This window comes from Streptomyces auratus (assembly GCF_050433025.1).
In the GTDB taxonomy this organism is placed as follows: domain Bacteria; phylum Actinomycetota; class Actinomycetes; order Streptomycetales; family Streptomycetaceae; genus Streptomyces; species Streptomyces sioyaensis.
The window spans coordinates 4,057,005-4,079,737 of sequence record NZ_JBNGCB010000001.1; the positions used below are offsets into that span (position 1 = coordinate 4,057,005).

21 protein-coding genes are annotated in these 22,733 nt (G+C 70.5%); 11 read left to right on the forward strand and 10 right to left on the reverse strand.

Going from position 1 to position 22,733, the window contains the following annotated elements; translation table 11 throughout:
• Positions 1 to 109: 109 nt before the first annotated feature.
• The 5 genes from BKA18_RS17660 to BKA18_RS17680 form a co-directional block, all read right to left on the reverse strand.
• Positions 110 to 2,710 (reverse strand): ABC transporter permease, encoded by a 2,601-nt coding sequence (locus BKA18_RS17660; RefSeq protein ID WP_366046957.1) that lies wholly within the window; start codon positions 2,708 to 2,710, stop codon positions 110 to 112.
• A gap of 77 nt (positions 2,711 to 2,787) precedes the next feature.
• Positions 2,788 to 3,576: an ABC transporter ATP-binding protein gene (locus BKA18_RS17665; protein WP_366046956.1), complete on the reverse strand. Its 789-nt coding sequence runs from the start codon at positions 3,574 to 3,576 to the stop codon at positions 2,788 to 2,790.
• A gap of 293 nt (positions 3,577 to 3,869) precedes the next feature.
• Entirely contained in the window at positions 3,870 to 4,328 is a 459-nt protein-coding gene (locus BKA18_RS17670) for a hypothetical protein (protein ID WP_366046954.1), read from the reverse strand.
• The gene (locus tag BKA18_RS17675; RefSeq protein ID WP_366046953.1) at positions 4,276 to 6,306 is read right to left on the reverse strand and encodes an NACHT domain-containing protein; all 2,031 of its coding nucleotides are present in this window, start codon (positions 6,304 to 6,306) and stop codon (positions 4,276 to 4,278) included. The genes BKA18_RS17670 and BKA18_RS17675 overlap by 53 nt, the downstream gene beginning before the upstream one ends.
• Before the next feature lie 49 nt (positions 6,307 to 6,355).
• Complete coding sequence (locus BKA18_RS17680; RefSeq protein WP_366046952.1) at positions 6,356 to 7,450, reverse strand: alpha/beta hydrolase; 1,095 nt, start codon at positions 7,448 to 7,450, stop codon at positions 6,356 to 6,358.
• A 729-nt stretch (positions 7,451 to 8,179) separates the two neighbouring features.
• Here BKA18_RS17680 and BKA18_RS17685 point away from each other — a divergent pair.
• The 8 genes from BKA18_RS17685 to BKA18_RS17720 all read left to right on the forward strand — a co-directional run bounded on the left by BKA18_RS17685 (position 8,180) and on the right by BKA18_RS17720 (position 13,588).
• Positions 8,180 to 9,184, forward strand: coding sequence for a hypothetical protein (locus tag BKA18_RS17685; protein WP_429638343.1), 1,005 nt, complete (start codon positions 8,180 to 8,182; stop codon positions 9,182 to 9,184).
• A 43-nt stretch (positions 9,185 to 9,227) separates the two neighbouring features.
• Entirely contained in the window at positions 9,228 to 9,851 is a 624-nt protein-coding gene (locus BKA18_RS17690; RefSeq protein WP_366046950.1) for a class F sortase, read from the forward strand.
• A gap of 526 nt (positions 9,852 to 10,377) precedes the next feature.
• The gene (locus BKA18_RS17695; protein ID WP_366046949.1) at positions 10,378 to 10,605 is read left to right on the forward strand and encodes a type A2 lantipeptide; all 228 of its coding nucleotides are present in this window, start codon (positions 10,378 to 10,380) and stop codon (positions 10,603 to 10,605) included.
• Between the two features lie 418 nt (positions 10,606 to 11,023).
• Positions 11,024 to 11,731, forward strand: coding sequence for a helix-turn-helix transcriptional regulator (locus BKA18_RS17700; RefSeq protein WP_366046948.1), 708 nt, complete (start codon positions 11,024 to 11,026; stop codon positions 11,729 to 11,731).
• 88 nt (positions 11,732 to 11,819) lie between these two features.
• The gene (locus tag BKA18_RS17705; protein ID WP_366046947.1) at positions 11,820 to 12,242 is read left to right on the forward strand and encodes a nuclear transport factor 2 family protein; all 423 of its coding nucleotides are present in this window, start codon (positions 11,820 to 11,822) and stop codon (positions 12,240 to 12,242) included.
• A gap of 491 nt (positions 12,243 to 12,733) precedes the next feature.
• On the forward strand, positions 12,734 to 12,967 hold the full coding sequence (locus BKA18_RS17710) for a hypothetical protein (RefSeq protein ID WP_366046946.1): 234 nt from the start codon (positions 12,734 to 12,736) through the stop codon (positions 12,965 to 12,967).
• Positions 12,964 to 13,227 carry a hypothetical protein gene (locus tag BKA18_RS17715; RefSeq protein WP_366046945.1) on the forward strand — a complete coding sequence of 88 codons (264 nt, stop codon included), beginning with the start codon at positions 12,964 to 12,966 and terminating at the stop codon, positions 13,225 to 13,227. The genes BKA18_RS17710 and BKA18_RS17715 overlap by 4 nt, the downstream gene beginning before the upstream one ends.
• A gap of 73 nt (positions 13,228 to 13,300) precedes the next feature.
• Positions 13,301 to 13,588: a hypothetical protein gene (locus BKA18_RS17720; RefSeq protein WP_006604582.1), complete on the forward strand. Its 288-nt coding sequence runs from the start codon at positions 13,301 to 13,303 to the stop codon at positions 13,586 to 13,588.
• A 58-nt stretch (positions 13,589 to 13,646) separates the two neighbouring features.
• Here the strand turns inward: BKA18_RS17720 and BKA18_RS17725 are convergent, their stop codons facing one another.
• From BKA18_RS17725 to BKA18_RS17735, 3 genes are all read right to left on the reverse strand, one after another.
• The gene (locus BKA18_RS17725; RefSeq protein ID WP_366046944.1) at positions 13,647 to 13,928 is read right to left on the reverse strand and encodes an SCO5918 family protein; all 282 of its coding nucleotides are present in this window, start codon (positions 13,926 to 13,928) and stop codon (positions 13,647 to 13,649) included.
• Between the two features lie 95 nt (positions 13,929 to 14,023).
• Positions 14,024 to 15,556, reverse strand: a complete 1,533-nt coding sequence (locus tag BKA18_RS17730) for a DEAD/DEAH box helicase (protein WP_366046943.1) — start codon at positions 15,554 to 15,556, stop codon at positions 14,024 to 14,026.
• A gap of 397 nt (positions 15,557 to 15,953) precedes the next feature.
• The gene (locus BKA18_RS17735) at positions 15,954 to 16,157 is read right to left on the reverse strand and encodes a cold-shock protein (protein WP_006604579.1); all 204 of its coding nucleotides are present in this window, start codon (positions 16,155 to 16,157) and stop codon (positions 15,954 to 15,956) included.
• Positions 16,158 to 16,735: 578 nt separating this feature from the next.
• Here BKA18_RS17735 and BKA18_RS17740 point away from each other — a divergent pair.
• From BKA18_RS17740 to BKA18_RS17750, 3 genes are all read left to right on the forward strand, one after another.
• Positions 16,736 to 17,083: a MerR family transcriptional regulator gene (locus tag BKA18_RS17740; RefSeq protein ID WP_366046942.1), complete on the forward strand. Its 348-nt coding sequence runs from the start codon at positions 16,736 to 16,738 to the stop codon at positions 17,081 to 17,083.
• Between the two features lie 867 nt (positions 17,084 to 17,950).
• Positions 17,951 to 18,823 (forward strand): SCO2400 family protein, encoded by an 873-nt coding sequence (locus BKA18_RS17745; RefSeq protein WP_366046941.1) that lies wholly within the window; start codon positions 17,951 to 17,953, stop codon positions 18,821 to 18,823.
• 264 nt (positions 18,824 to 19,087) lie between these two features.
• Complete coding sequence (locus tag BKA18_RS17750; protein ID WP_366046940.1) at positions 19,088 to 19,702, forward strand: hypothetical protein; 615 nt, start codon at positions 19,088 to 19,090, stop codon at positions 19,700 to 19,702.
• Between the two features lie 11 nt (positions 19,703 to 19,713).
• Here the strand turns inward: BKA18_RS17750 and BKA18_RS17755 are convergent, their stop codons facing one another.
• Positions 19,714 to 21,240: a protein kinase domain-containing protein gene (locus BKA18_RS17755; RefSeq protein ID WP_366046939.1), complete on the reverse strand. Its 1,527-nt coding sequence runs from the start codon at positions 21,238 to 21,240 to the stop codon at positions 19,714 to 19,716.
• A gap of 119 nt (positions 21,241 to 21,359) precedes the next feature.
• Positions 21,360 to 22,613 carry a cytochrome P450 gene (locus BKA18_RS17760; protein ID WP_366046938.1) on the reverse strand — a complete coding sequence of 418 codons (1,254 nt, stop codon included), beginning with the start codon at positions 22,611 to 22,613 and terminating at the stop codon, positions 21,360 to 21,362.
• Positions 22,614 to 22,733 lie beyond the last annotated feature (120 nt).

Below are 22,733 nucleotides of genomic sequence, written 5' to 3' on the forward strand. Positions count from 1 at the left end.
TCATCATGAGCGACGCTGCCCCGTTGCTGCCCCTCCATGGGACGGCAACGGGGCATTATCGCCTCGGGCCCGGGACCCGGGACCGCGCGGGCCGGAGCGGCCGCTCTGCCTAGTGCGCCTGGATCGACTCCAGCATGTTCAGCCGTGCCGCCTTGCGGGCCGGCCAGATGGCCGCGAGGACGCCGATCAGCAGTGCCAGCGCGAGGAAGAGGCCGAGCTTGGCCCACGGCAGGGCCGTCTCGTACGTCGCCATCGACGAGGTCATCAGGTGGCCGCCGGCCCAGGCCAGGAAGGTGCCCGTGCCGATGCCGAGGAGCGCGCCGAACAGGGAGATCACCACGGACTCCAGGCGGACCATCTGCTTGATGCCGGAGCGGTCGAGTCCGATGGCACGCAGCATCCCGATCTCCCGGGTGCGTTCGATGACCGACAGGGCCAGGGTGTTGATGACGCCGAGGACCGCGATGACGACGGCCATGCCGAGCAGCCCGTAGATCATGTTGAGGGCGGTGGTGACGTTCTTGCGTGCTTCCTTGGTGATCTGTTCCGTGTTCTGGACCTTGAGCAGCGGGCTGTTGCCGAGCGCCGCGCGGAGATCGTGCTCCAGTGAACCGGCCTTGCCGGGCTCGGTCTTGACCATGATGCTGTCGAGCGTGTGGGTGGGGCTGTACGGCAGGACGTCCTGCAGGGTGCCCAGCGCGTCGGGCACAGCGGGGTTCGCCTCGTACACGGCGACGATCTTCAGCTTCTTCGTGGTCGGGTGCGCTCCGGGCTCGGTGGTGTCGGTGGCGGCGGCAAGCGTGTCGCCCACGCCGAAGCCGTTCTTCGCGGCGAACTTGTCGGACACCGCGACGGTGCCGGCGCGGACGCCGTCCAGTGCACCCTCGCGGAACGTCAGGTCCGAGACCTTGGCGAAGGCTGCCGGGTCGGTACCGGCGATCCCGGCGAGCCGGCCGCGTACCTGGAAGTTTCCGCCGGTGAGGGGCGCGGCGGTGGCGACTCCCGGCACCTTGGCCACCTTGGCCGCGTCGGTGGGCACGAAGCCGGTGTGGTTGCTGTTGCTGATCTGGAAGTCGGCGGTGGTGCCATGGGTCGCCTCCTCGTCCATGGCCTGCTGAGTGGAGTGTCCGCCGACGGTGAGACCGGTGATCAGGGTGAGTCCGATCATCAGGGCCGAGGCGGTGGCGGCGGTACGTCGCGGATTGCGCAGCGCGTTCTCCCTGGCGAGCTTGCCGCTGACGCCGAAGAAGCGGGTGGTGACCTTGCCGGTCAGGGTGATCAGGGGGCGGGAGAGCAGGGGAGCCAGGACGATCACGCCGCACAGGGTCAGTACGCCGCCGAGCATGGCGATCAGCAGGTTCGACTTGTCGGTGCTGTCGAGCGTGGAGACGTAGCACATGACCAGCATGCCGAGTCCGGTCAGCAGCGTGCCGAGCACATTGCGGACCAGCAGGGTGCGGGCGGGCGGCGCCACGCCGGCACTGCTGAGCACCTCGACCGGTGCGATCTTCGCGGCCTTGCGGGACGGCAGCCAGGCGGCCAGGACGGTCACCACGACGCCGACCGCCAACGACGACAGCACGGCCTGGGGCGAGATCACCAGCGGGCCGTCGGGCAGCCCGGCGTCTCCGATATTGAGCAGCGGGTGCAGCGCGGTGGCGATCCCCAGGCCGAGCGCGAATCCGGCGGCGGAGGCCCCGAGCCCGACGAGGGCGGCCTCGATGAGGACGGAGCGTACGACCTGACGGCGCGAGGCGCCCACCGCCCGCATCAGCGCGATCTCACGGCTGCGCTGGGCGACCAGCATGGTGAAGGTGTTGGCGATGATGAACACGCCGACGAACAGCGCGATGCCCGCGAAGGCCAGCAGCGTCTTGGTCAGGAACCCGGTGTCCGCGGTGATCTGCGCGGACTGTTTGGCGGCCAGGTCGGCGCCGCTGGTGGCCCTGGCCCCGTCGGCGGGGAGCAGCGCCTGCACCCGGGCGGTCAGCGCACGCTCGTCGGTGCCGGGCTGCGCCGCGACCGCGATCTCGTGGAACCGGCCCGGGGTGAGGAACAGGTTCTGCGCGGTCGTGGTGTCGAACAGCGCCAGCGTGCTGCCGGCCGCCACCCGCGGGTCGTCGGTGGTGACGATGCCGACCAGTTTCTTGGCCAGCGTGGGCCCGTCGGTGGCGAAGCGGACGGTGTCACCGATCCGATAGCCGGCCTTCTCGGCGGTCTTGGCGTCCAGGGCCAGCTCGCCACCACCGACGGGGGCCCGGCCCTCCTTCAGCGGGAAGCGGCTGTCCTTGCCGTCCTTGCCGGGCTGATAGTTCGTGGCGAGGTGCTGTTCGGGGTTGTCGGCGTTGACCGGGCGGCCGTCCTTGTCGGCCAGGATGGCCTCACCGTTGACGGTGGGGCGTACGGCAGTGACTCCGGGCAGCGCGCGGATCTTGTGCGCAAGGGCGGTGTCCAGCACGGTGGTCGGCCTGCCCTCCCCGCCCTTGGCCGGGCCACCGGCGGGGAGGGACTCCGGTTCGGACATCTGCGCCTGCACGGCGACCGCGACGTCCTTGAGGCTCACGGCGGAGGCGTTGCGGAAAGCGTGGGCAGTGGTGTCGCCGAAGACGAGCGTGCCGGAGACGAAGGCGACGCCGAGCAGGACCGCGAGCGCGGTCATCATCAATCGGGCTTTGTGCGCAAGGACGTTGCGCAGGGCTGTACGCAGCATGTGGTGGTCCTGGAGGTACGCGACAGGGACATCGCGAGACGGATGAGGGGGCGCAGGGGCCGGCGTGGGAGCCGGCGTCAGCTCGTGCGGCCCTTGGTGTCGAAGCGCCGCATCCGGTTGAGGACGTCTTCGGGCGTGGGGGCGGCAAGCTCGTCGATAAGGCATCCGTCGGCGAGGAAGACGACACGGTCGGCGTAGGAGGCGGCCACCGGGTCATGGGTGACCATGACGACGGTCTGTCCCAACTCCCGTACGGACTCCCGGAGAAAGCCCAGGACTTCGGCGCCGGAGCGGGAGTCGAGGTTGCCGGTCGGCTCGTCGGCGAAGATGATCTCCGGTCGGCTCGCCAGCGCGCGGGCCACGGCGACCCGCTGCTGCTGGCCGCCGGAGAGCTGCGAGGGACGGTGCCGGAGCCGTCCGGACAGGCCGACAGTGGCTACGACCAGGTCCAGCCACTGCTGGTCGGGCTTGCGGCCGGCGATGTCCATCGGCAGCGTGATGTTCTCCAGGGCGTTCAGCGTGGGCAGCAGGTTGAACGCCTGGAAGATGAAGCCGATCTTGTCGCGGCGGAGTCGGGTGAGCTGCCGGTCGCCGAGGCGGGAGAGCTCGGTGTCGCCGATCCGGGCCGAGCCCGCCGAGATGGTGTCGAGGCCTGCCATGCAGTGCATCAGGGTCGACTTGCCGGAGCCGGACGGCCCCATGATCGCGGTGAACCGGCCGCGCCCGAACTCCACCGACACGGAGTCGAGGGCCACCACGCGGGTCTCGCCCTCGCCGTAGACCTTGCTCAGGCCGGCGGCCCACGCGGCGGCCCCGGCGTGGGCCGGGGCCTGGGGAGCTGTGGGGGTGGTGGCTGCCTGCGACATGTCTACTCCTGGAAGGGGTGCTCGACTCGCTTCCATCGTGGTCGCGCAGGCGGCCGGATCCGTCGCTCTGAAGTGGGGGATCAGCGGCCTGCCGAAGGGCAGAATCGCCGGGCGGGCGTAAGCCCCGAGGCAGACCCCGCCTCTGCCCAAAGGATGACCTCGCAGGCGCCTGAAGGATGACCTCTGCGGTCCGTGCGCGCAGGGGCGGAGGCCGCTGAGGAAGGCAGGCCGGCGGCAGGATGGAGCGGAGCCCGCTCCGCCCCCGGTGGGCGTACGGCGAGCGGCCCGGTTCGTCAGCCGGCCCGCTCGGCCCTGACGCGGTCCGCGCCGCCTTGTGGGGTGGTCGTCCCGAAGGCGCGGGTCAGGTGGTGCTGGAGCCGGACATGGCGGAATTGGTAGACCGCGCCGGCCTGCCGCAGCACGCCGCGCCGGTGGGCGTCCGCCAGGAAGGCGCTCACGTTCCAGGGCAGCCTCCCGGTCAGCGGCAGCCAGATGCGGGAGAGGGCCACCCACTGACCCCAGGCGGTCATGCTGAGTGCGTACGCCGACCCGCCCCCCAGACCACCCACGAGCCCGAACGCGACCCAGCTGGCGATGTTGAACCACCCGGTCCAGTACAGCACCCCGCCCATGCCCCCCAAGACGAGTGCGAGCACGAGCAGTTGGAAGAGCGCCGTCGTACGGTTGGTGCGCAGCAGGTCAGGGGGGCTGGCGACGGTTTCGATGTCGATGGGGGCTTCCAGCCCGGCCATCAGCGCGTACGCGAGACCGGCCGACAGGCCGTACAGGAGCGCGGCGTTGAAGCCCTGGTCGAACCTGGTGGCGAGGAAGGCCGTGACCGCACTCCCGGGCGATTCCCGCACCGCGACCACGAGCGCGAACTCCAGCGCGGCCATGAGCCAGGTCAGGGCCCCCACGCCGAATCCGCCCGCGAGCCCGATCGCCATCCGGGGGGGCGAACTCCTTGCGCATCTCCTTCGTGCCGCCGAGCAGCCGTACGCGGACGCGCGACGGCTCACATGCCGCCTCGCCATACCTGTACCCGTACACGATCCCGAAGGCCAGAGCGGACATGGAGGTGAACGCGAACCCGTTCACGAGCCCGTTCATGAGTCCCGTCACGGGGCCGAACCCGAACGCGAACCAGGTCACGCCCCACATCACCAGCCCGTCCACGAGCCCGAAGGCCAGACCGGCCACGAGCCCGACCACGCACCTGCGCGACGAAAGGCTCAGGCTGTGGCCCAGCTGCCACCAGGCGAGATCGCGGGTGCCGGGACGGGCCGGGTGCTGGGCGAGCTCGCGGATGCCGGGTCCGTCGACGTGCCGGGCGAGGTCGCGGGTGCCGAGCCGGTCCAGGTGCCGGGCGAGGTAGCCGAGCCAGTGCAGGACGCGTGCGCGGCGAGCGGGGGACTGATCCTGGTAGAGGGTGGGGATGAAGTTGTCCAAGAGGTGGTCTTCCAGCGCCTCGCGCGTGCCCAACCCGCTGTCCAGCAGCTCGGACGGTGTGCGGTCCGGGGTGTCGCTGTAGAGGATGCGGGCGAGCGCGACCATCAAGGGAGTCGTCAGCACCGCGGCGAGCGCGGCGCCGGCCGGGTCCTGCGGATGCTCGCGCACGGACCGGAGGACGGGCTCCCACCCGGTCGAGGTGGCGGTCGCCTTACGAGCCGTGCGCGGCAGGTAGTGCTCCAGGTCGGCCGGGGAGAGGTCGGTCAGCTCGACGACCGCGGCAGCCGTGAGTGCCTTGGTGTGCTGCACGGCGGTGGCGTACTCGTCGCGACGGCTGGTCAGCAGCAGATGCATGGCCGCGTGGCCGTTGAGTCTCTCCAGCGCGCGGCGATGGAGTCCGTCGGCGATCTCGTCGAACCCGTCCAGGACGGGCAGGATACGGTCCCTTTCGACCAGCTCGGCAGCGAGTGTCGAGGCGCCGGGGCCGGGGCTCATCACCGCCAGTCCGGGGTAGTCACGCTCCAGTTGGCCGGTCATCCAGCGGCGCAGGGGCATGGCCGGGTCCCACGACGCGAGGCTGAAGATCACCGGCACGGGTTCGGTCGAGGCGGTCCGGGCCTTCAGCAGATCCAGGACGAACCGTATGGTCAGAATGGATTTTCCCGATCCCGCCCGGCCCAGCACCACCAGCCGTCCGGACGGGATCCGCCGGTACACGTCCACGATCTCGTGCAGTTGACCGGCCAGGGGCAGGGGGCCGGGGACGGGGAGCGCCCCGGGCCGAACGGCGCAGATGTTGGACCAGTGGTCCAACAGCGCATCGGACGCCAGTTGCCAGCGGACCGGCAGCGGGATCGGATCCTGGACCTTGCGCTGTTCCTCCTCGTCCCGCCACTGCTTGCGGACCGACTCCGCAAGCCGGTCCGCGGCATCGTCCAAGGTGCCCTTGAAAGTAGGGGGCATCCGGACGTCGTTGAACGTCACCTGTTTGATCACGTCGGCCATGAGCGCGTGACCGTACGTGATCCCGTTCAGCTCGTTGTGCGTCCCGCCCTCGCGCAGTGCCGGCCGGCCCGCCGGTGCGCCGCCGGTTCGCCGGCGGCGCACCTCACGGACGGCGAGCGCCGCTGCCAGCGCGAGGACCACGGCCCGGCCCCACGGCGCGTACCGGGCCGGGACCAGACCGTTCCCCGCCACCACCAGGCCGCCGGCCAGCAGCAGCAGCCGCACGACAGGCACCATCGCGCCGAGGGCCACGGTGGCCGGTGACGGCCGTTTCACGCCGCTGCCCCTCCGTCATGCAGCGCCGCCGGCCGGCCTTTCGCACTGCTCACGGGTGCCGCAGACGCTTCATGATCAGCTTCACGTAGTCGTTCATGTCGGCCTGCAGGCAGGGGAACTGGGCGTGCTTGCCGGTGCAGCCCTTGGCCCACCTGCTGCCGTCGCCGTAGTCCACGAAACGGTACGGAATGCCGGCCGCCTTCAGATGCTCCGCCATCGTCGCGGTCGTCACCTGTGCCCCCTTCTCGACCGCGGCCTGGACCGGGTTGTCCAACAGGTTGCCGCCGTCGCCGGTGTACAGCGCGACGCCCATACCGCGCAGCGCCTTCACGTGGTGGGCGGGGCTCGCCTCGTTCCAGGCGCCGTCCAGGGGCCACAACGGTGACCCGAAGATCGCGTCGGGCGCGGCGTACGGCTTGCCGTACGCCGGAACCACTCCGCTGCCGACCACGGCGCCGCGCCCCCAGGGAGACTGGAGGTCGAGGTCGGCGGAGAAGCTGCCCGCGTAGCGGAACAGGTCCGGCCGGTCCTCGGCGTAGTGGAACGCGCCGAAGCCGCCCATCGAGTGGCCGACGATCGCCCGGCCCGCCTTGGCGGCGATGGTCTTCAGGTTGGCGTCGATGAACGGGATCACCTGCTTGAGGTGGAAGGTCTCCCAGTTCTGGGGGCCGCGCGAGCCGGGGTTCCGCCAGTTCGCGTACCAGCCGTGACCGCTGCCGTTCGGCGTCACGGTGATCAGCGGAACGCCCTTGGTGGCCTGTTCGGCGAGGGTCTTGGTCCACACGGAGTTCGGGCGGTCACCGGCGCCGTGCAGGTGGTACAGCACGGGATAGCGGGTGGCGGCGGCGCCGGTGTACCCGGTCGGCAGGGTGACCATGAGGACGTGCTCGCCCGAGACCTGGCCCTCCATCGCGTCGTAGGTGGGGACCTGTCGGGACTTCACCGTGACGACGAACGTGCGCTTCTCGGGACCCGCCCACTTCGGCTGGCTGACGACGGTGAGGCCGAAACCGTCTGCGAAGTGCGGTGCTGCGGTCGCGGCCTGCGCGGCGGGCGCGGCCGGCCCGGACATGCCGAGCGTGGCGACGAGGCCGGCGAACGCGGCGCCCCAGCCACGTAATACGGCCCTGGACAGGATCTTCATACGCTTTCCCCCGTTTTCGAATGCGGACCCGCTCCGCGAGCTGAGCGAGCGGATACGGATGAAGGCGCCCACCCACGTGGTGCGCCCGGAGACACCGGAGTTGCTGTGCAGTGCAGTGGAGCGGAGTGCTGTGGAGTGCTGTCAGTGCAGTGGAGTCTGTGCAGCGTTGTGCCGGTGGTGCGCAGTACTGGGGTGCCTGGACAGATCTGATTCCAGATGGTGAAGCGGTTCGATGGTGGTGTCAACTAGTCCCTATACCAAGGGAATTGGCGTTCGAATGGGAAGTGGTGCCGGCATCCGGTCGGCCGGAAGTTCCCGGCCCGGACTGCTTGCCGGTGCTCCACCAGGGCATTTCCACGAATCGCGGGCGAGTGCAAAGTGCGAGGCGCAGAAATAACCCCGCAGCGAGGTCATTCACCAGTACCGCGCCACCACCTGGCGAAGACCATGACAACCGACAGAAGCCACAGCTCAGTGCATGTACAGGTCATTTGGAACCCAACAGGCCGCTTAGCGCCAAGAATTCACGTCGGAGAGAAGTCACCGCAAGCTCATTACCCTTAAAGCAATGATATTTCGGTCATAGACCCTATGCGTCGCTGTTACACAACAGCAGTTCGCCTGATGGGTTCACCTCGTAGCTTGTGCCGTGTTGCCGCATATACCGGACAGGACGGCTCATGTGGCACAACTAGCAAATTCCTAGGTTTACGCAGGAGGAACCCCTACATGCGCACCAGGCTCCGTAGCAGTCTCGTACGTACCGCCGCCATTACTGCCGTCGCGGGAGGTGCGGTCATTGCGCCGACTGCCTCCGCCATGGCCGACGATGCAACTCCGGCACCGAAGTCCTCGGCCAGCTCCCCGGAGGCCCAGGCAAAGGCCGAGGCCGACGCCAAGGCCAAGGCCAACGGCAACGCCGGCGCCAACTCCGAAGCCAACGCGAAAGCCGAGGCCGACGCAAAGGCCAAGAGCAACGGCAACACCCACACCCACTCCGAAGCCGACGCAAAGGCCGAAGCCGACGCCAAGGCCAAGGCCAACGGCAACGCCGGCGCCAACTCCGAAGCCAACGCGAAAGCCGAGGCCGACGCAAAGGCCAAGAGCAACGGCAACACCCACACCCACTCCCACTCCGAAGCCGACGCAAAGGCCGAGGCCAACGCCAAGGCCGAAGCCGGCGCCAGGACTTTGGTCACCACCAAGGCCGTCTCGGAGGCTGGCGCGAGCGCCAACTCGAGCGCCCACGCGAGTGCAAGCGCGAGCGCCAACGTCTCCGTCAAGGTCTACGTCGATGCGCACGGGCAATACGCCGCTGAGCTGTGGAGCAAGGACGCCAAGACCGGAAAGACGGTCAAGTGCGGCACGATCGACAAGGCCGGTCAGACCGTTACGTGGAAGAACGCGCAGTACACCCTCAAGGCTGACGGCAGCATCGTGAGCGCCACCGCCAACGGCAAGAAGGTCACGCACCAGCTGACCCGGTCCGAGGCGAACGCCGCCTCCAAGGCGCAGGTGGCAGCCAAGGCCAAGTCCCGCGGTTCGGCGGTTGTGCCCACCGCCGGTGGCAAGCAGGTCAGCCAGGTTCCGACCGGCTCCGTCGCCGCCGGTTACGAGCAGCCGGCCGACAACGGGGGCAGCAGCCTGATGGGGGTCGGCGCCGCTGCCGCCGCGTCCGCAGCCGGTCTGGGCTTCGTTCTCAAGCGCCGCATAGGTGCCGGCCAGGCGGGTTGATCAGCAGCGGCATCGAAAACAGAGCGTGAGGAGCCAACCGACCATGCTTTCCCTAGGTAACCTCCCGCAGGCTGTCAGGACAGGCTTCCTTGCGCTCGCCGCAGCCGGAGTCCTGGCGGGAGCCTCCGGCTGCGGCACAGCCGATGCCAAAGCCGCCCCAGATATCAGCGTGAAGTCCACTACCGGTCAAGCTCCGCAGAAGCCGGCCAAGCCGCTGAGCAAGTCCACACCGGTCAGCCTGGATATCCCCGACGCCAAAGTGAAGGCGAACCAGGTCCTGCCGCTGGGCCTGGACAGTTCCGGTCAGCTGCAAGTCCCGCCTGCTTCGCAGGGAAACCTTCCCGGCTATTACACCAAGTCGGTCACCCCCGGCGAATCGGGACCAGCCATCATGGTCGCCCACTACGACACCGATAAGGGTCCGGCGCTGATGAAAAACGCGGGGGACATCAAAATCGGCTCGGAGATCAAGGTCGGACGCCAGGACGGGACCACGGCGACATTCAAGGTCCGACAGATCCAGCAGGTCGGCAAGGACGGCTTTCCCACCCAGAAGGTGTACGGAAAGACGGACCGCCCCGAACTACGACTGATCACCTGCGGCGGCCCCATCGTGAAGGGCCATCGGGCCGACAACATCATTTTCTACGCCGACCTGGTGACGTGACGTCAATCGGAGCCCTGACGGCCCGCCAGGCCCTACCTCGTCATAACCTCCCCGCGCGGGACACATCAGGTGAACCCGACATCCGGCGACACAGTCTCATACTTCCGTGGCCTGCCAACCCTGCGCATTCTCTCCGCAGAATGGGCACGCAACCGCTGCTGCATCGCGTTTCACCGGGCCGGCGCTCGCCGAGCGCCCGCTTCAGCGGTTGATATGTCCTTTGAGCGGCCCCGCCGGCACCCGCCACAATCCTTGGCCACCCAAAAGTAGGTGAAGGAGTTGTCACCATCCCGTCGAAAATACTGCTCGACGACATCACGTGATACCGGACCGTCTACAGAAATAACCGACCGGTCCGGGATCGCCGGGCCGCCCGTGGGCGTGGTTTGATCTCGCGGCAATCGGAAATTGCAGATCCGCTTCTGCTTCCGGGTATCAGGAGTCGTCAGAACGGCAGGGTCACTTGTCGCGCCGGTCGGCCGATACCGCTCAGAATCACCACGAACCACGAAGGGAAGGGCCAGTCATGCGTAAGGCCTCCATGCCCCAGAACCAGGTCCACGAGATCGCCGACAGCGACCTGGACAACATCTCCGGCGGAGTGCTCGGTGCCGGAAACCTGACGGGCGCCGCAGACTCCCTGCCCGCTCTGCCGGCTCTGCCCGCCCTGGGCGGCTCGGTCTCCGGCGGCGTGAGCGGCCAGATAGGCCCCGTCTCCGGCCAGGCAGGTTTTTCCGGCGGCGCCGGCCTCTGAGCCTCTCCACCGGGTGACCCCTGGGTGGTTATTACTCACCCTTCGGGTCCAGCCCAATTCCAGTGGGGTGGTCACGGGCCCCGGAGCCATCGCTCCGGGGCCCCTGGCATGCCACCCGGCCGCCGTCCCGCAGCTCGGCACTTGGCGACCGCCACACGCTGCCGGGTCCGGCCGGAACGCACACAGAGCCCGGCCGCATTTCAGGGGCCTCTCGCAATGCCGGGCAACGCCAAGCCCTGCGCATGCCCCTCCTGCCCCTCGGAAATGCCAGCGCTCGACGGGCTGTTGACCCGCTATCAGGCCGAGGCGCCTGAAGCTTCTGGCCGGCGCTCGGTGACGGTCCTGTGCGACCACACGCTTGCGCGGACCGGCGGAAGCCCTCGCAGCGCCCCGGCACGGCCCCGCTAAGGTCGTCCGCGTGAACCGTACGGACCGGCTCTACGCGCTCGTCGAGGAGTTGCGCGCCGCCTCACCCCGGCCGCGCAGTGCCCGGTGGCTCGCCGAGCGCTTCGAGGTCAGCAAGCGCACCATCGAGCGCGATCTCAGCGCGCTCCAGCAGTCCGGTGTGCCGGTCTTCGCGGAGCAGGGACGTACCGGGGGCTACGTCCTGGACAAGGGACGCACCCTTCCACCGCTGAACATCACCCCGGCCCAGGCCACTGCCCTGGCCGTCGGACTGCATGCCCTCGGCGGGACCCCCTTCGCCGCGGACGCCCGCGACGCCCTGCGCAAAGTGCTGGCCGTGATGCCGGAACCGGAGCGGGCGGCGGCGGACGAGTTCGCCGCGCGGGTCCAACTCCTGGTTTCCCCTTCGCCGTCACCCGAGGTGCCGCGCGTCCTGCGGGATGCCCTGTCCGCCCGCCGCGTGCTGCGGCTCGTCTACGCGGACGCGTGGGGCGCGACGACCGACCGGCTCGTCGAACCGCTGGGGTTCCTCGGCGGTGAGCAGTGGTACCTCATCGCCTGGTGCAGGCTGCGCGATGCCGTCCGCGGTTTCCGGCTCGACCGGATCCAACAGGCCCACCGGCTCGATGAGACCGCGCCCCCGCGGCTGATCGACCTCGCGGAACTGGACACCCTCGGCCGGGAGAAGGCCGGTCTGAGCGAGGTCGTAAGGTCCGGTTAATCACCGACGGGACGGTGTCGCCGGAGCGCTGGAGAGTGGTGCCCACAGCAAGCGGAGGGCCGGCCGGCCCCAGCGGAAAGGCACCCCAATGACCACGCACGCCCCGACGACCGACCTGACCCGCGACCACGCCAGCAGCCTGTTCGACCAGTGGACGGCGCTGTGGAACGGCGAGTTGGCGCTCGCCACGCGGATTCTCACCCCAGGCTTCCGCATCCGCTTCGGAGGCGTCCCCACCGCCGACACCGACGCCTTCCGCGGACCCGATGACCTCGCCCCCTACATCGCCGCGTTCCGGGGCCGCTACCCCGCTCCTGGCCCGCGCTACGCCGTCGACGGCACCCCCGTCGTGGACACCGGGACCGGACACGTGGTTGCCCGGTGGACCGTCGACGTGCCGGACCCCGAGGGAGCCGTCGTCACCAAGAGCGGCATCGACATGCTCGCCCTCGACGGCGGCCGCATCGCCGGGGTGTGGTCGATCACGGGCGCCCGCCGCTTCGCGGCGTGACCGTGGGGCGGCCCCGGCCGGCGCGGATGCACGTACCGACGGCCACCCTCCGTGTCCTTCGGAGGACACCTCAGGGGCTCCGCGGGTCACGCGCCCTATGGGCCGGGCACTCCGGCGCCCTCGTCATCACGACCCCGCCGTGGACGGCCCCGGCCGGTCCCGCACTGCAGGCCATCTGCCCTGCTCAGACCACAGCCCCGGAAGCCTCGGAAGGCGTCGGGAACGCTGCGCGGAGTAGGGTGAAAGCACCGGGAGCGCTTCGCGCACCGGCTCCCCCGTTGGTGTCGTTCCCGGCGAGCAGCAACACCGGGACGCGGCCGCCGCGAGCCCGGGGACAGGCCGTCGTATGACCGAGAAGACCAGCACCGTCCGTGCCCGCCGGCGCGCTGCCTCGGCCCGGCCGGCGCGGCCTTCTTTCTCTCCCGATGGCGTTCCCGGTTCCGCTGGCCGGACGCCGCTCGGGATGCCGTCGGCACGAAGGACGTGAGCGCATGGAGACAGTTGTCACCGTGGCGGCCATCCTGGCCCTGATCACCGTGGTCGCGTACCTGATCAACCTGCGCAACGGGCAGCAGGGCGGCCCTGGCACGGCGCGGTACGGCGGACGGGGCACGGCGGCCGCCCGCAGCGGGGTCCGGCCCTCGCGCGGGGGCCGGAACGCAGCGCGCCGACGGACAGCCGGGCTCGGCGAGCCGCCCACGTTCCCGCCGGGAGGCGCACGATGAAACCCACCCAGCCGCTGCCTCCTGCCGGGCAGGCCGAGGTCCGTATCGTCGCGGCGACGCCGGAGGTCGCCCGCATGATCGCGGAGGCGCTCCGCAGCCGCTTCGCCGCGACCGAGCAGCGCAGCTACCCCGCCGGTGGCGAAGGCGCGACCCGCCTGCACCTCACGGTGGACACCACCCAAACCGCGGAGCCGCCCCGGTCCTGGCTGGTGACCAGCAGGTCTTCCGGGTCCGACCGCCTCCAGGCGGACGAGATCTGAGGAGCCGGTGCCGGTCGCGGCCGGGCCGCCCGCGAGGCGCACGCCGTACCGAAACGAGGAGCGAGCGGCAGCCATGGCAACACTGCACGAGCGGAAGAACTACCGCAGAGCGGTCTTGAATGCGCTGTACCAGGCCACCGAGGAGAACCGGCCGGGCACCACGGGGGCGCGGCTGCTCGACGACCTCGGCCTGCCCGAGCAGGATCTGGCCGCGGCCTGTACGTATCTGGTGGGCGAAGGGCTGGTCGAAGTCGACTGGACGACGCACCACACGCCGGCGATGGTCACGCTGACGCATGAGGGCATCCGGCAGATGGAGGCCGAGGAGGAGGAACGGGAGGCGCGCGCGGAGCACGGCTGACCGGGCGGCCGGGCGCGCAGCCGCAGGGCCGCTCTCGCCGGCCCGCCACCCGAGACGGTCAGAACTGGAAACCGGGCAGTTCGGTGGACTCCGGCGGCGTGGGGGCGGGGGCGGTGACACAGGTGAAGCCCAGGCGGGTCAGCGCCCTGGTCATCTCGCCCGCCGTGAAGTCCCGGCGGTCCTGCCGGGTGATCACCGCACCGACCTGCTTGACGGGGTAGGTGCGGCGGCCGATGACCACACAGGGGCCGAGGGCGGGCTCCGGCGCGATCCCCGCCATGAGCTGTTCCACCTCACTCTTGAGGAAGTCGAAGGGGAAGTGGGCGATAACGCATCGCATGGTGCCTCAACAGGGTTGAAGGGAGGGACCGGCGCTTCCTGCCGGGTCCGGATCAATGCGGCCGCTCATGGCGTGAGCGGTCCGGACGGACGGATTCATGCGGTCGCGCCGCCGCGGGAACGGTCCCGCGGCGCAGCTGCCCGCCCGTACGCCGACGCGGAGGAGCGACGCCCCCGGCCGGAACCTCCCCGCCGCCGGCGCGAGGCCGTGGTGCGCGGCGCGTTCTGCTGCGCGGCCGGTGCGGCAAGGGTAACGGGAATGCCCGAGGGGGCCCGGGCGCCGGTGATCCGGCTCAGTTCGGCCTCACCGGAGCGCACCTTGGCCGTCTGCGGGGTGATCCCGGCGTCGGCCATCAGACGGTCCATCTCGCGGCGCTGGTGGGGCAGGACGAGGGTGACGACGCTGCCGGACTCGCCGGCGCGGGCGGTGCGCCCGCCGCGGTGCAGATAGTCCTTGTGATCGGTGGGCGGGTCCACGTTGACGACGAGATCGAGGTCGTCGACGTGGATGCCGCGGGCCGCCACGTTGGTGGCGACCAGCGCCGTGACGTGGCCCTCCTTGAACTGCGCCAGGGTGCGGGTGCGCTGCGGCTGGGACTTCCCGCCGTGCAGCGCGGCGGCCCGCACGCCGCTCTTCAGCAGATGCCGGGTGAGCCGGTCCACGGCGTGCTTGGTGTCGAGGAACATGATGACGCGGCCGTCACGGGCGGCGATCTCGGTCGTCGTGGCGTGCTTGTCGGCGTCGTGGACGTGCAGGAGGTGGTGCTCCATCGTGGTCACCGCCCCCGCGGAGGGGTCGACCGAGTGCACGACCGGGTCGTGCAGGTAGCGGCGGACCAGGGCATCGACATTGCGGTCCAGGGTGGCCGAGAAGAGCAGCCGCTGGCCGTCGGCGGGCATGAGGTCGAGCAGCGCGGTGATCTGCGGCATGAACCCCATGTCGGTCATCTGGTCGGCCTCGTCCAGCACGGTGATGGCCACGCGGTCCAGCCGGCAGTCGCCGCGCGCGATGAGGTCCCGCAGCCGCCCGGGGGTGGCGACCACGACCTCCGCGCCGTCCCGCAGGGCGCCGGCCTGACGGCCGATCGACATGCCGCCGACCACCGTGGCCAGCCGCAGCGCCAGGGCGCGGGCATAGGGCGTGAGCGCGTCCGTCACCTGCTGGGCCAGTTCCCGGGTGGGGACGAGGACGACGGCCAGCGGCCGGCGGGACTCCGCGCGCTGTCCGGCGGTCCGGGCGAGCAGGGCGAGGCCGAAGGCCAGGGTCTTGCCGGAGCCCGTGCGGCCCCGGCCCAGCACGTCCCGACCGGCCAGCGAATTCGGCAGCGTCGCCGCCTGGATCGGGAACGGCACGGTCACGCCCTCGGCGCCGAGCGCCGCGAGGAGCGGCTGGGGCATGTCCAGCTCATCGAAGGCGGCGACGGCCGGCAGCGACGGGGTCAGGGACGCCGGAACGCTGTACTCACCCTGCGGCCCACCGGAGCGGCCTTTCCGGCCGGCCGACGGACGGGAATTCTTCCCGCGGGTCGATGTCTTTGCGCGATGGGGCGTCTTCGAACGCTCCCGGGCGGTGGGGCTGCTCTGGCCCGTGCGGGCGGTGCGGCCGTTCGTACGTGCTGCGCGGTTCATGGTGAACCTTCCTCGGTCGAGAGCGACACGTACGAGGAATCTCGGCCCTGCGGACCACACGGAGAATCGCCAGACGAGTCGAACAAGATATGAAACAGGTCCGGCTGCGAACGAGGTTTTCGAGGGGTGCGCGCCGGGAATTCGCGGAATTCAGCGCAGCGGCCCGTCCGATGACCTCGGAAGGCGGGCTTCGAAAACGGGACTCGAACGGCAGGACTCGAAAGCCGCGACGTCGGCAGGTAAAGACCGGATACGCCGTCCCCGCGGCGGCCGTCCTCGGTAGCCGTCCTCCCGGACGGCGGACGCCGCCCGGAGCGGCACGGCTGCGTGGGCCGCGAAATGACAAGCGCTGGGGCCCGCACCCAAGGCGCGGGCCCCAGCGTTACACGCTTCAGCGTCAGGCGGGAACGATGTTCTCCGCCTGCGGGCCCTTCTGGCCCTGCGTGACGTCGAAGCTCACCTTCTGGCCCTCCTGCAGCTCACGGAAGCCCTGGGCGGCGATGTTCGAGTAGTGGGCGAACACGTCAGCGCCGCCACCGTCCTGCTCGATGAAGCCGAAGCCCTTTTCCGAGTTGAACCACTTCACGGTGCCAGTAGCCATATCTGATTTCTCCTTCGGGGAATTCTTTGGACCCGCACTGCGCGAGCCTCGCGTCGCCGCGATGATTGCCCCACCCGGAAAAATTCCGGCTACACAAAACGCTCCCACCGGCTCAGAGCCGACCGAAGCGTTGAAGATTTTGGGAACCACAACTGCAACTGATATCGACAGTAGCACGGCTCATACAACACCGCACAGAGGTTTCCCGGTCGACCGGCCACGAGCCCGGGAGCAGCGCCCGCGCATCCGCAATTTCTCCCGTCGCGACATGAGATATTCATCGCCATTCGACGCCGAATCCATGTACGCCACCTCTGTGGCCCAGGCCCCGACCGGCTCAAATCTGTAGCGGCCGCAATAGACATTCTTCACCACCAACGGATAGGCTCGGGCGCGCAGCGCGAAGCCGTCCGGTCAGGACGGCCACGGACTGCGGAGAAAGCACTGCCTGGCAGCAGGGCCACGGAGTGCGCCCCCGATCCCGGACGCGGCTCCCCGGGCGGACAGGCGGAGACCGACCCCGGTGGGGCCTGGGTACACGGACCGAGGCCCTTCGATGCCCAGGACGAAGGGTGCGCATGGCTCCGGAACCCCCGCCGAACGCCGCCGACCATCTCGACGACGACGATTACCCCGCCTACACGATGGGCCGCGCGGCGGAGTTGATCGGCACCACGCCCGCCTTCCTGCGGTCCCTCGGCGAAGCCCGGCTCATCACCCCGCTGCGGTCCGGCGGCGGCCACCGCCGCTACTCGCGCTATCAGCTGCGCATCGCCGCCCGCGCCCGCGAACTCGTCGACCAGGGCACGCCGATCGACGTCGCCTGCCGCATCATCATCCTCGAAGACCAGCTCGAAGACGCCCTTCGCCTCAACGACGAGCTGCGTCGGCGCGAGGGTCGGTCGGATCGGGCGCCCGGGTCCTGACAGGAGACGGTTCGGGGGACTGCTGACGGGCGGGCCGGATGTCTCCTTGAGGGGCGGTCCGGGCAGCTCCTGACTGTCGGGCGTCGAGAAGCCAGGGACCGGGGGCGCGAGGAGGCCGGACGGATGGCCGAATTGACGCGGTTCCCGGGGGGGGCGTGCATCCCGCGGGATAGGGATTCCGACGGATACGAATCCTGGGTGACGCGGTTTCCGAGGGGCCGGGATCCGGCGGATGCGGTTTCCGCCGGACGCCTTTCCGGTGGGCGCCGCTTCCGAGGGGCACGGCTTCCGGCCTCGGCCCGATCGTTCCCCTCATCTCGATGTCGCTTCGCCCGCGGCCCGGCGGCGAAGGCTTTCCTCGCTCTTCCCGTTTCCCCGGTGTGTGACGATTCCTCAAAACCCCTACCCTGTAGGCGATTCCCACAGCTGTGCCGGGTTATATCGTGACGGTGCCGGGAAGATCATCATGGAACGCACCGTGCGGCTGCGGCAGGCCCACTCCCCGGCGGGGCGGGCGGGCACGGCCCGGATGCGGGCCCGTCGCGGACGCACGCTCCGGGAGCGGATCCCCCGCACCCACCTGAGCGAATTCTCCGCTATGGGGCGGACATCTGGGAAGTGAATTGCCGTCCCGTATAAGGGGGATCGGCCGACGTCGCCAATTTCCTTGGCGCATCCCGGCATTCATGCGGACATGTCCGGAGCGGAAATACCGACTGGTAAGGAATCTGCACGGAAGTGTTACAAGCTCTACTTGTTGCCTTTCCGTATGTGCCGTTAGCGTTACTGGCCGCTCGATCCCGCGTGCGAACGTGAAAAAACGTCGCCGGCGTCCCTGGCGACGCAGTCAGCACAGAAAGATCGCAGATGGATTACTGCTCGTCGTGCCGTCGAAATCTCAATGGGGCGCTGGTGTGCCCGGGATGCGGTGATTACGCACCCGACATCGCCCCGCCGACCCACCGCCGCAACGCCTCCCAGGTGGATGCGGCCACCACCGCTCCCTCATGGGAGGCCTGGCCGATGCGGGAGGACGATGATCCCGCCTCGTTGTCCGGCCTCGGTGCTCCGAACGCCGGTTACGCGCCCGAGGGCGACGCCGCGTCCGGCGCGTCGGAGGCGGCGGCCGAAGGGGCCGGTACGGCCGGCCACTACGAGGGCGGCGCCCCCGATGGGCTCGGCCGGGCGGCCCGGCGCCGGCAGCTGGCGCGCTGGAAGAAGTACCGCCGGCGGGCCGCGGCCGCCACGGCCCTCGCCCTCGTGGGCGGCGGCCTGACCGCAAGCCTCCTGCAGCACAAGCCGGCCACCGACCACGCCCAGGCGGCCGCGGCACCGGATCCGACGGACGCGGCCACCCCCCGGACGATGAACACCAAGGCGTCCTCGAAGGAGCCGGACGGCCATCCTTCACGGCATCACGACAACCGCCCGTCCAGGGGTTCCGCCAGCCGGCACCCCACCGTGGCCAGCACGCCGTCCGCCGCCCCGACGAGCCAGCCGCCGGCCACCACCGCTCCCGCGCCCCGGCACCCCGCGGCCCCGCGCGCGACCCCGCACACCACCTCCGCGCCGGCCGGGACGACACACCACCACGGCGCCGCGGCAGCACCGAAGACCACCCCGCCCCCGTCCGACTCCCAGCCCGGTACGGGCACCGCGACGACGAGCCCCGCACAGACCGCGCCGACGGCCGACCCGACCTCGCCGACGTGCCTGCTGGGAGTGGTGTGCGTCGGCTGACCGCTCCGGCGGCGCCTCAGCGCTGCCCGTCCTCCTGGCAGCGGACCGCGAGCAGGCCCGACTCGTAGGCGAGCACAGCGGCCTGCCCGCGGTTGCCCGGGCCGAGGCGGGCGGCTCTCGCTGTAGGACGTGATGCCGGAACTTCGGCGTTGCCGCTGGTCCGAGCCTGTACGCCCGCTATGTGCCCTTGCGGGGCGCCCTCGTGTGAGTCACCGTCACATTGGCAGTTGCCTCTGACAGTGCCACGAGTACGAGGGGGAACGTATGGGGGAACCGAGCACGGGCTCGTCATGGTCGCGGGGCGTCTTCGGTGAACTGGCCGCTCCGCTCGCCCAGCTGATCCCGGAGTGCATCTTCCGGGCTCACGAGCGTGCGCGTGACGGTCACCGGGGCGTGGGGACACAGACTCTGGAAGCGTACGGACATGGTCTGCACGCCTCGCAGTACGAGGAGCTGGCAGCAGGGCTGACAGACCTGCCCGGCGCCACGGCGGTGCGTCTGCAAGCGCGCACGGTGATGGTCGTCGCCGGCCGGGTGCTGTATCCGATCCGCTACGCGAAACGCGATGTCCCGGTCACCGTTGCCAGTCTTCGCCGTGCGGTCGGTCTGCGAGCGGACCTGATCCGGCGTCACGGGCCCGAGCCCATGCAGGAAGAATTGGACCTCGGCCTCGAGGAGCTCCAGGAGCAGGAGTTCCACAGGGATCTTGACCAACTCGCCCCGGAAGCACGCCTGGTGCTGCTGGCCTACGCCTGCTCGATGAGCGAAGGCGTCATGCGCCTCGAGTGGGGAGACGCCGAGCTGCGCCGGGGCGATCGCCATCTGCTGTGGCACCACCATGAACCGCTTGACCTGCCGGATGCTCGGCGTTCGGCCTAGGTGGCCCCGGTTCAGCGGGCGCGGCGGCGGCCGGCAGGGGCGGCTTCGACGTGCGGCGCCGCGGCGTGCGGGTCGGCGGACGGGGCGGGCGACGGCGGACGGGTGCGGGACTTGAGGACCTGGGCGCCGATGGCGAGCGGGACGCCCAGCAGCAGGACGTAGAAGACCCCGACCTTGCGCACGTCGTCGAGGAAGAACCACAGGGCGGTCAGGGCGGTGAACCAGAAGGCCACCAGCGCGAATCCGCCGGCCCGCTCGTCCCGGTACCCGGCGGCCAGGCACAGTGCGGCCGCCACACCCAGCATCAGCGCGAGGATGACGTAGTGGGTGTCCCAGCCGATATAGCTGCGGGCGAGTTCGGAGAACACCGCCACGGCCTCCGCCACCGGGCCCCAGGCCACCGCGCACGCCAGCCGCGCCGACCACAGCAGCAGCACGCCCCCCGACACCGCGGCGAGCAGGGCGACCCGGGAGAACGCGCTGCCCTCCATCACGTCGGACCGGGAAATCACCAGCGACAGCAGACAGCCGAGCAGCGCGACCGCCCCCTCGGCCGTCGGCCGGAACACCACCCGGCCCGGCCGCCGGCGGGCGGGCCGCGGCGCCGGCACCTCGACCGGGGGCGCGGGGGAGGCGACCGCCGCGGGGACCGCCGCCCCGGCCCGGGGATCGCGTGCGGTGGGTGTCGGGACGGGGGCCGGCGGGGTGGCCCGGGCCGCTGCGCTCAGTGCCGTACGCATCGCGGCGGCATCGGCGAAACGGTCCGCCCGGTCCTTGTGCAGCGCCCGGACGATCACCGCGTCCACGGCGGGCGGCAGTTCGGGGCGGAGCCGTGACGGCGGCACCGGGTCCGCGGTCAGATGCTGGTGCATGACGGAGAACGGGGAATCGCCGGTGTAGGGGGGACGCCCGGTCAGCAGCTCGTACAGCAGGCAGCCCACGGCGTAGAGGTCCGTACGGTGGTCCGTGTCGCCGCCCTTGATCTGCTCCGGGGCCAGATAGGCGGGGGTGCCGACCGCTACGCCCGTGCCGGTCAGGCGGGTGGCCACCTCGCTGAGCGCCTTGGCGATACCGAAGTCGACGACCTTGATCTTGCCCGTACCGGCGAGCATGACGTTCGCGGGTTTGATGTCCCGGTGCACGATGGCGTGCCGGTGGCTGTGCTCCAGCGCCTCCAGCACCTGCCCCACGACATCGGCCGCCTGCGCCGGCGGCAGCGCCCCGCCCTTGAGGACGTGGCTGAGGGTCGTGCCCTCCACGTACTCCATGACCAGATAGGGCTCGGCGACGCCGCCGGACGCGTCCTCGCCGACATCGTGCACGGTGGCGACGCCGGGGTGGTTGAGCGCGGCGGCGGCATGCGCCTCGCGCTGGAAGCGGGAGAGGAACTCGGGCTGCAGCGCCAGTTCGGCGGAGAGGGTCTTGACGGCGACGGTACGGCGCAACCGGTGGTCGTGCGCGCGGTACACCGTTCCCATCCCGCCGTGCCCGAGCTGCTCCACCAGCTCGTAGCGCTGCCCCAATATTCTGTTCTCCACCGGGTTTCCTCCACGGACCGCCGACGCCGACACGCCGGAAGACGCCCCTGAGTGCGGGCGGGTTCCGCCGCGGCACGAGCGCCCGGCCCGCTCCCCCGCCCGCTTCGATGCCTGCCGGACTACGCCTCGTCCCAGGTGACGGGGAGCCGGTGCACGCCGTAGAGGCCCATGTGGAGGCGGAGTGGCACGTCCTCGGGCGGGACCGCGAGCCGCAGCGTCGGGAACCGGCGGAACAGTGCCGGAAACGCGATCCGCATCTCGACCCGGGCCAGTTGCTGGCCCAGGCACTGGTGGATGCCGTGACCGAAGGCCAGTTGCCCGGTGGCCTTGCGGTGCAGGTCGAGGGTGTCGGGGTCGGGGAACCGGGCCGGGTCGCGGTTGGCGGCCCCCACCGCGAGCGTGACGGTCTCCCCGGCCTTGATCAGTTGGCCGTCCACCTCGACGTCCTCCAGCGCTGCCCGTGCCCCGGTGTGGGCGATGCTCAGATAGCGCATCAGCTCCTCGACCGCTTGGTCGGCGAGGCCGGGGTCGGCGCGCAGCGCGGCGGCCTGCGCGGGGTGTTGCAGCAGGGCGAAGGTGCCGAGCCCGAGCATGTTCGCGGTGGTGTCGAGGCCGGCGGCCAGCAGAAAGCTGCCGATGCCGGCGAGTTCGGCGTCGCTGAGGTCGGTGGTGGTCAGATCGCTGAGCAGATCGTCGGTGGGGCGGGCGCGCTTGGCCCGGACCAGTTCCCGGACGAAGTCGCCGAGGGCTTCGAAGGCGGCGAGCTGGTCCGCCACCGTCGCGTCCGCATCGCTCACCGCCGCGGCATGCCGCTGGAAGGCCTCCCGGTCGGCCTCCGCCACCCCCAGCAGTTCACAGATCATCAGCGCCGGTACGGGGTGGGCGTACGCCGCCACCAGGTCCACCGTCGGTCCCTGGCGCTCCATGGCGTCGAGGTGCTCGGCGGTGATCTGCTCGACGCGGGCGGTGAGGGCGCGCATCCGGCGGACGGTGAACTTGCCGGCGAGCAGCCGCCGGTAGCGGGTGTGCTCGGGCGGGTCGATCCCGGTGAGGTCGCCGACCGGGGCCGGGGGCAGCGCGCCGCCGGGCCCGCCTTCGAGGAGCGGGTAGTGCATGAGCTCGTAGCGGGAGCTGAAGCGGGTGTCGGCCGCTATCGCCCGGACCGCGGAGTGGCTGGTGGCGAGCCAGCCGACGTGTCCGTCGGCGTAGTGCAGCCGGCTGAGCGGCCGTTGCTCGCGGAGCTGCGCGAGCTCGGCGGGCGGATCGAAGGGGCAGCCCGCGGGGCGGGTCAGCGGCAGCGAGACCGGGTCGGGGAGGGGTGCCGCCTCCCCCGGTGTGCGCTCGGGTAACGGTGCCTGCGGTTCGTACTGCATGGCGTCCTCCGGTGCGAGGTGAGGTGGGGTGAGTGGACGTCGCCGTGGGACGTGGTCAGTCGCGCCGGAGACGGTCGACGTAAGGCGCGAGGCCCATAACGCCATAGTGGCACCATCATG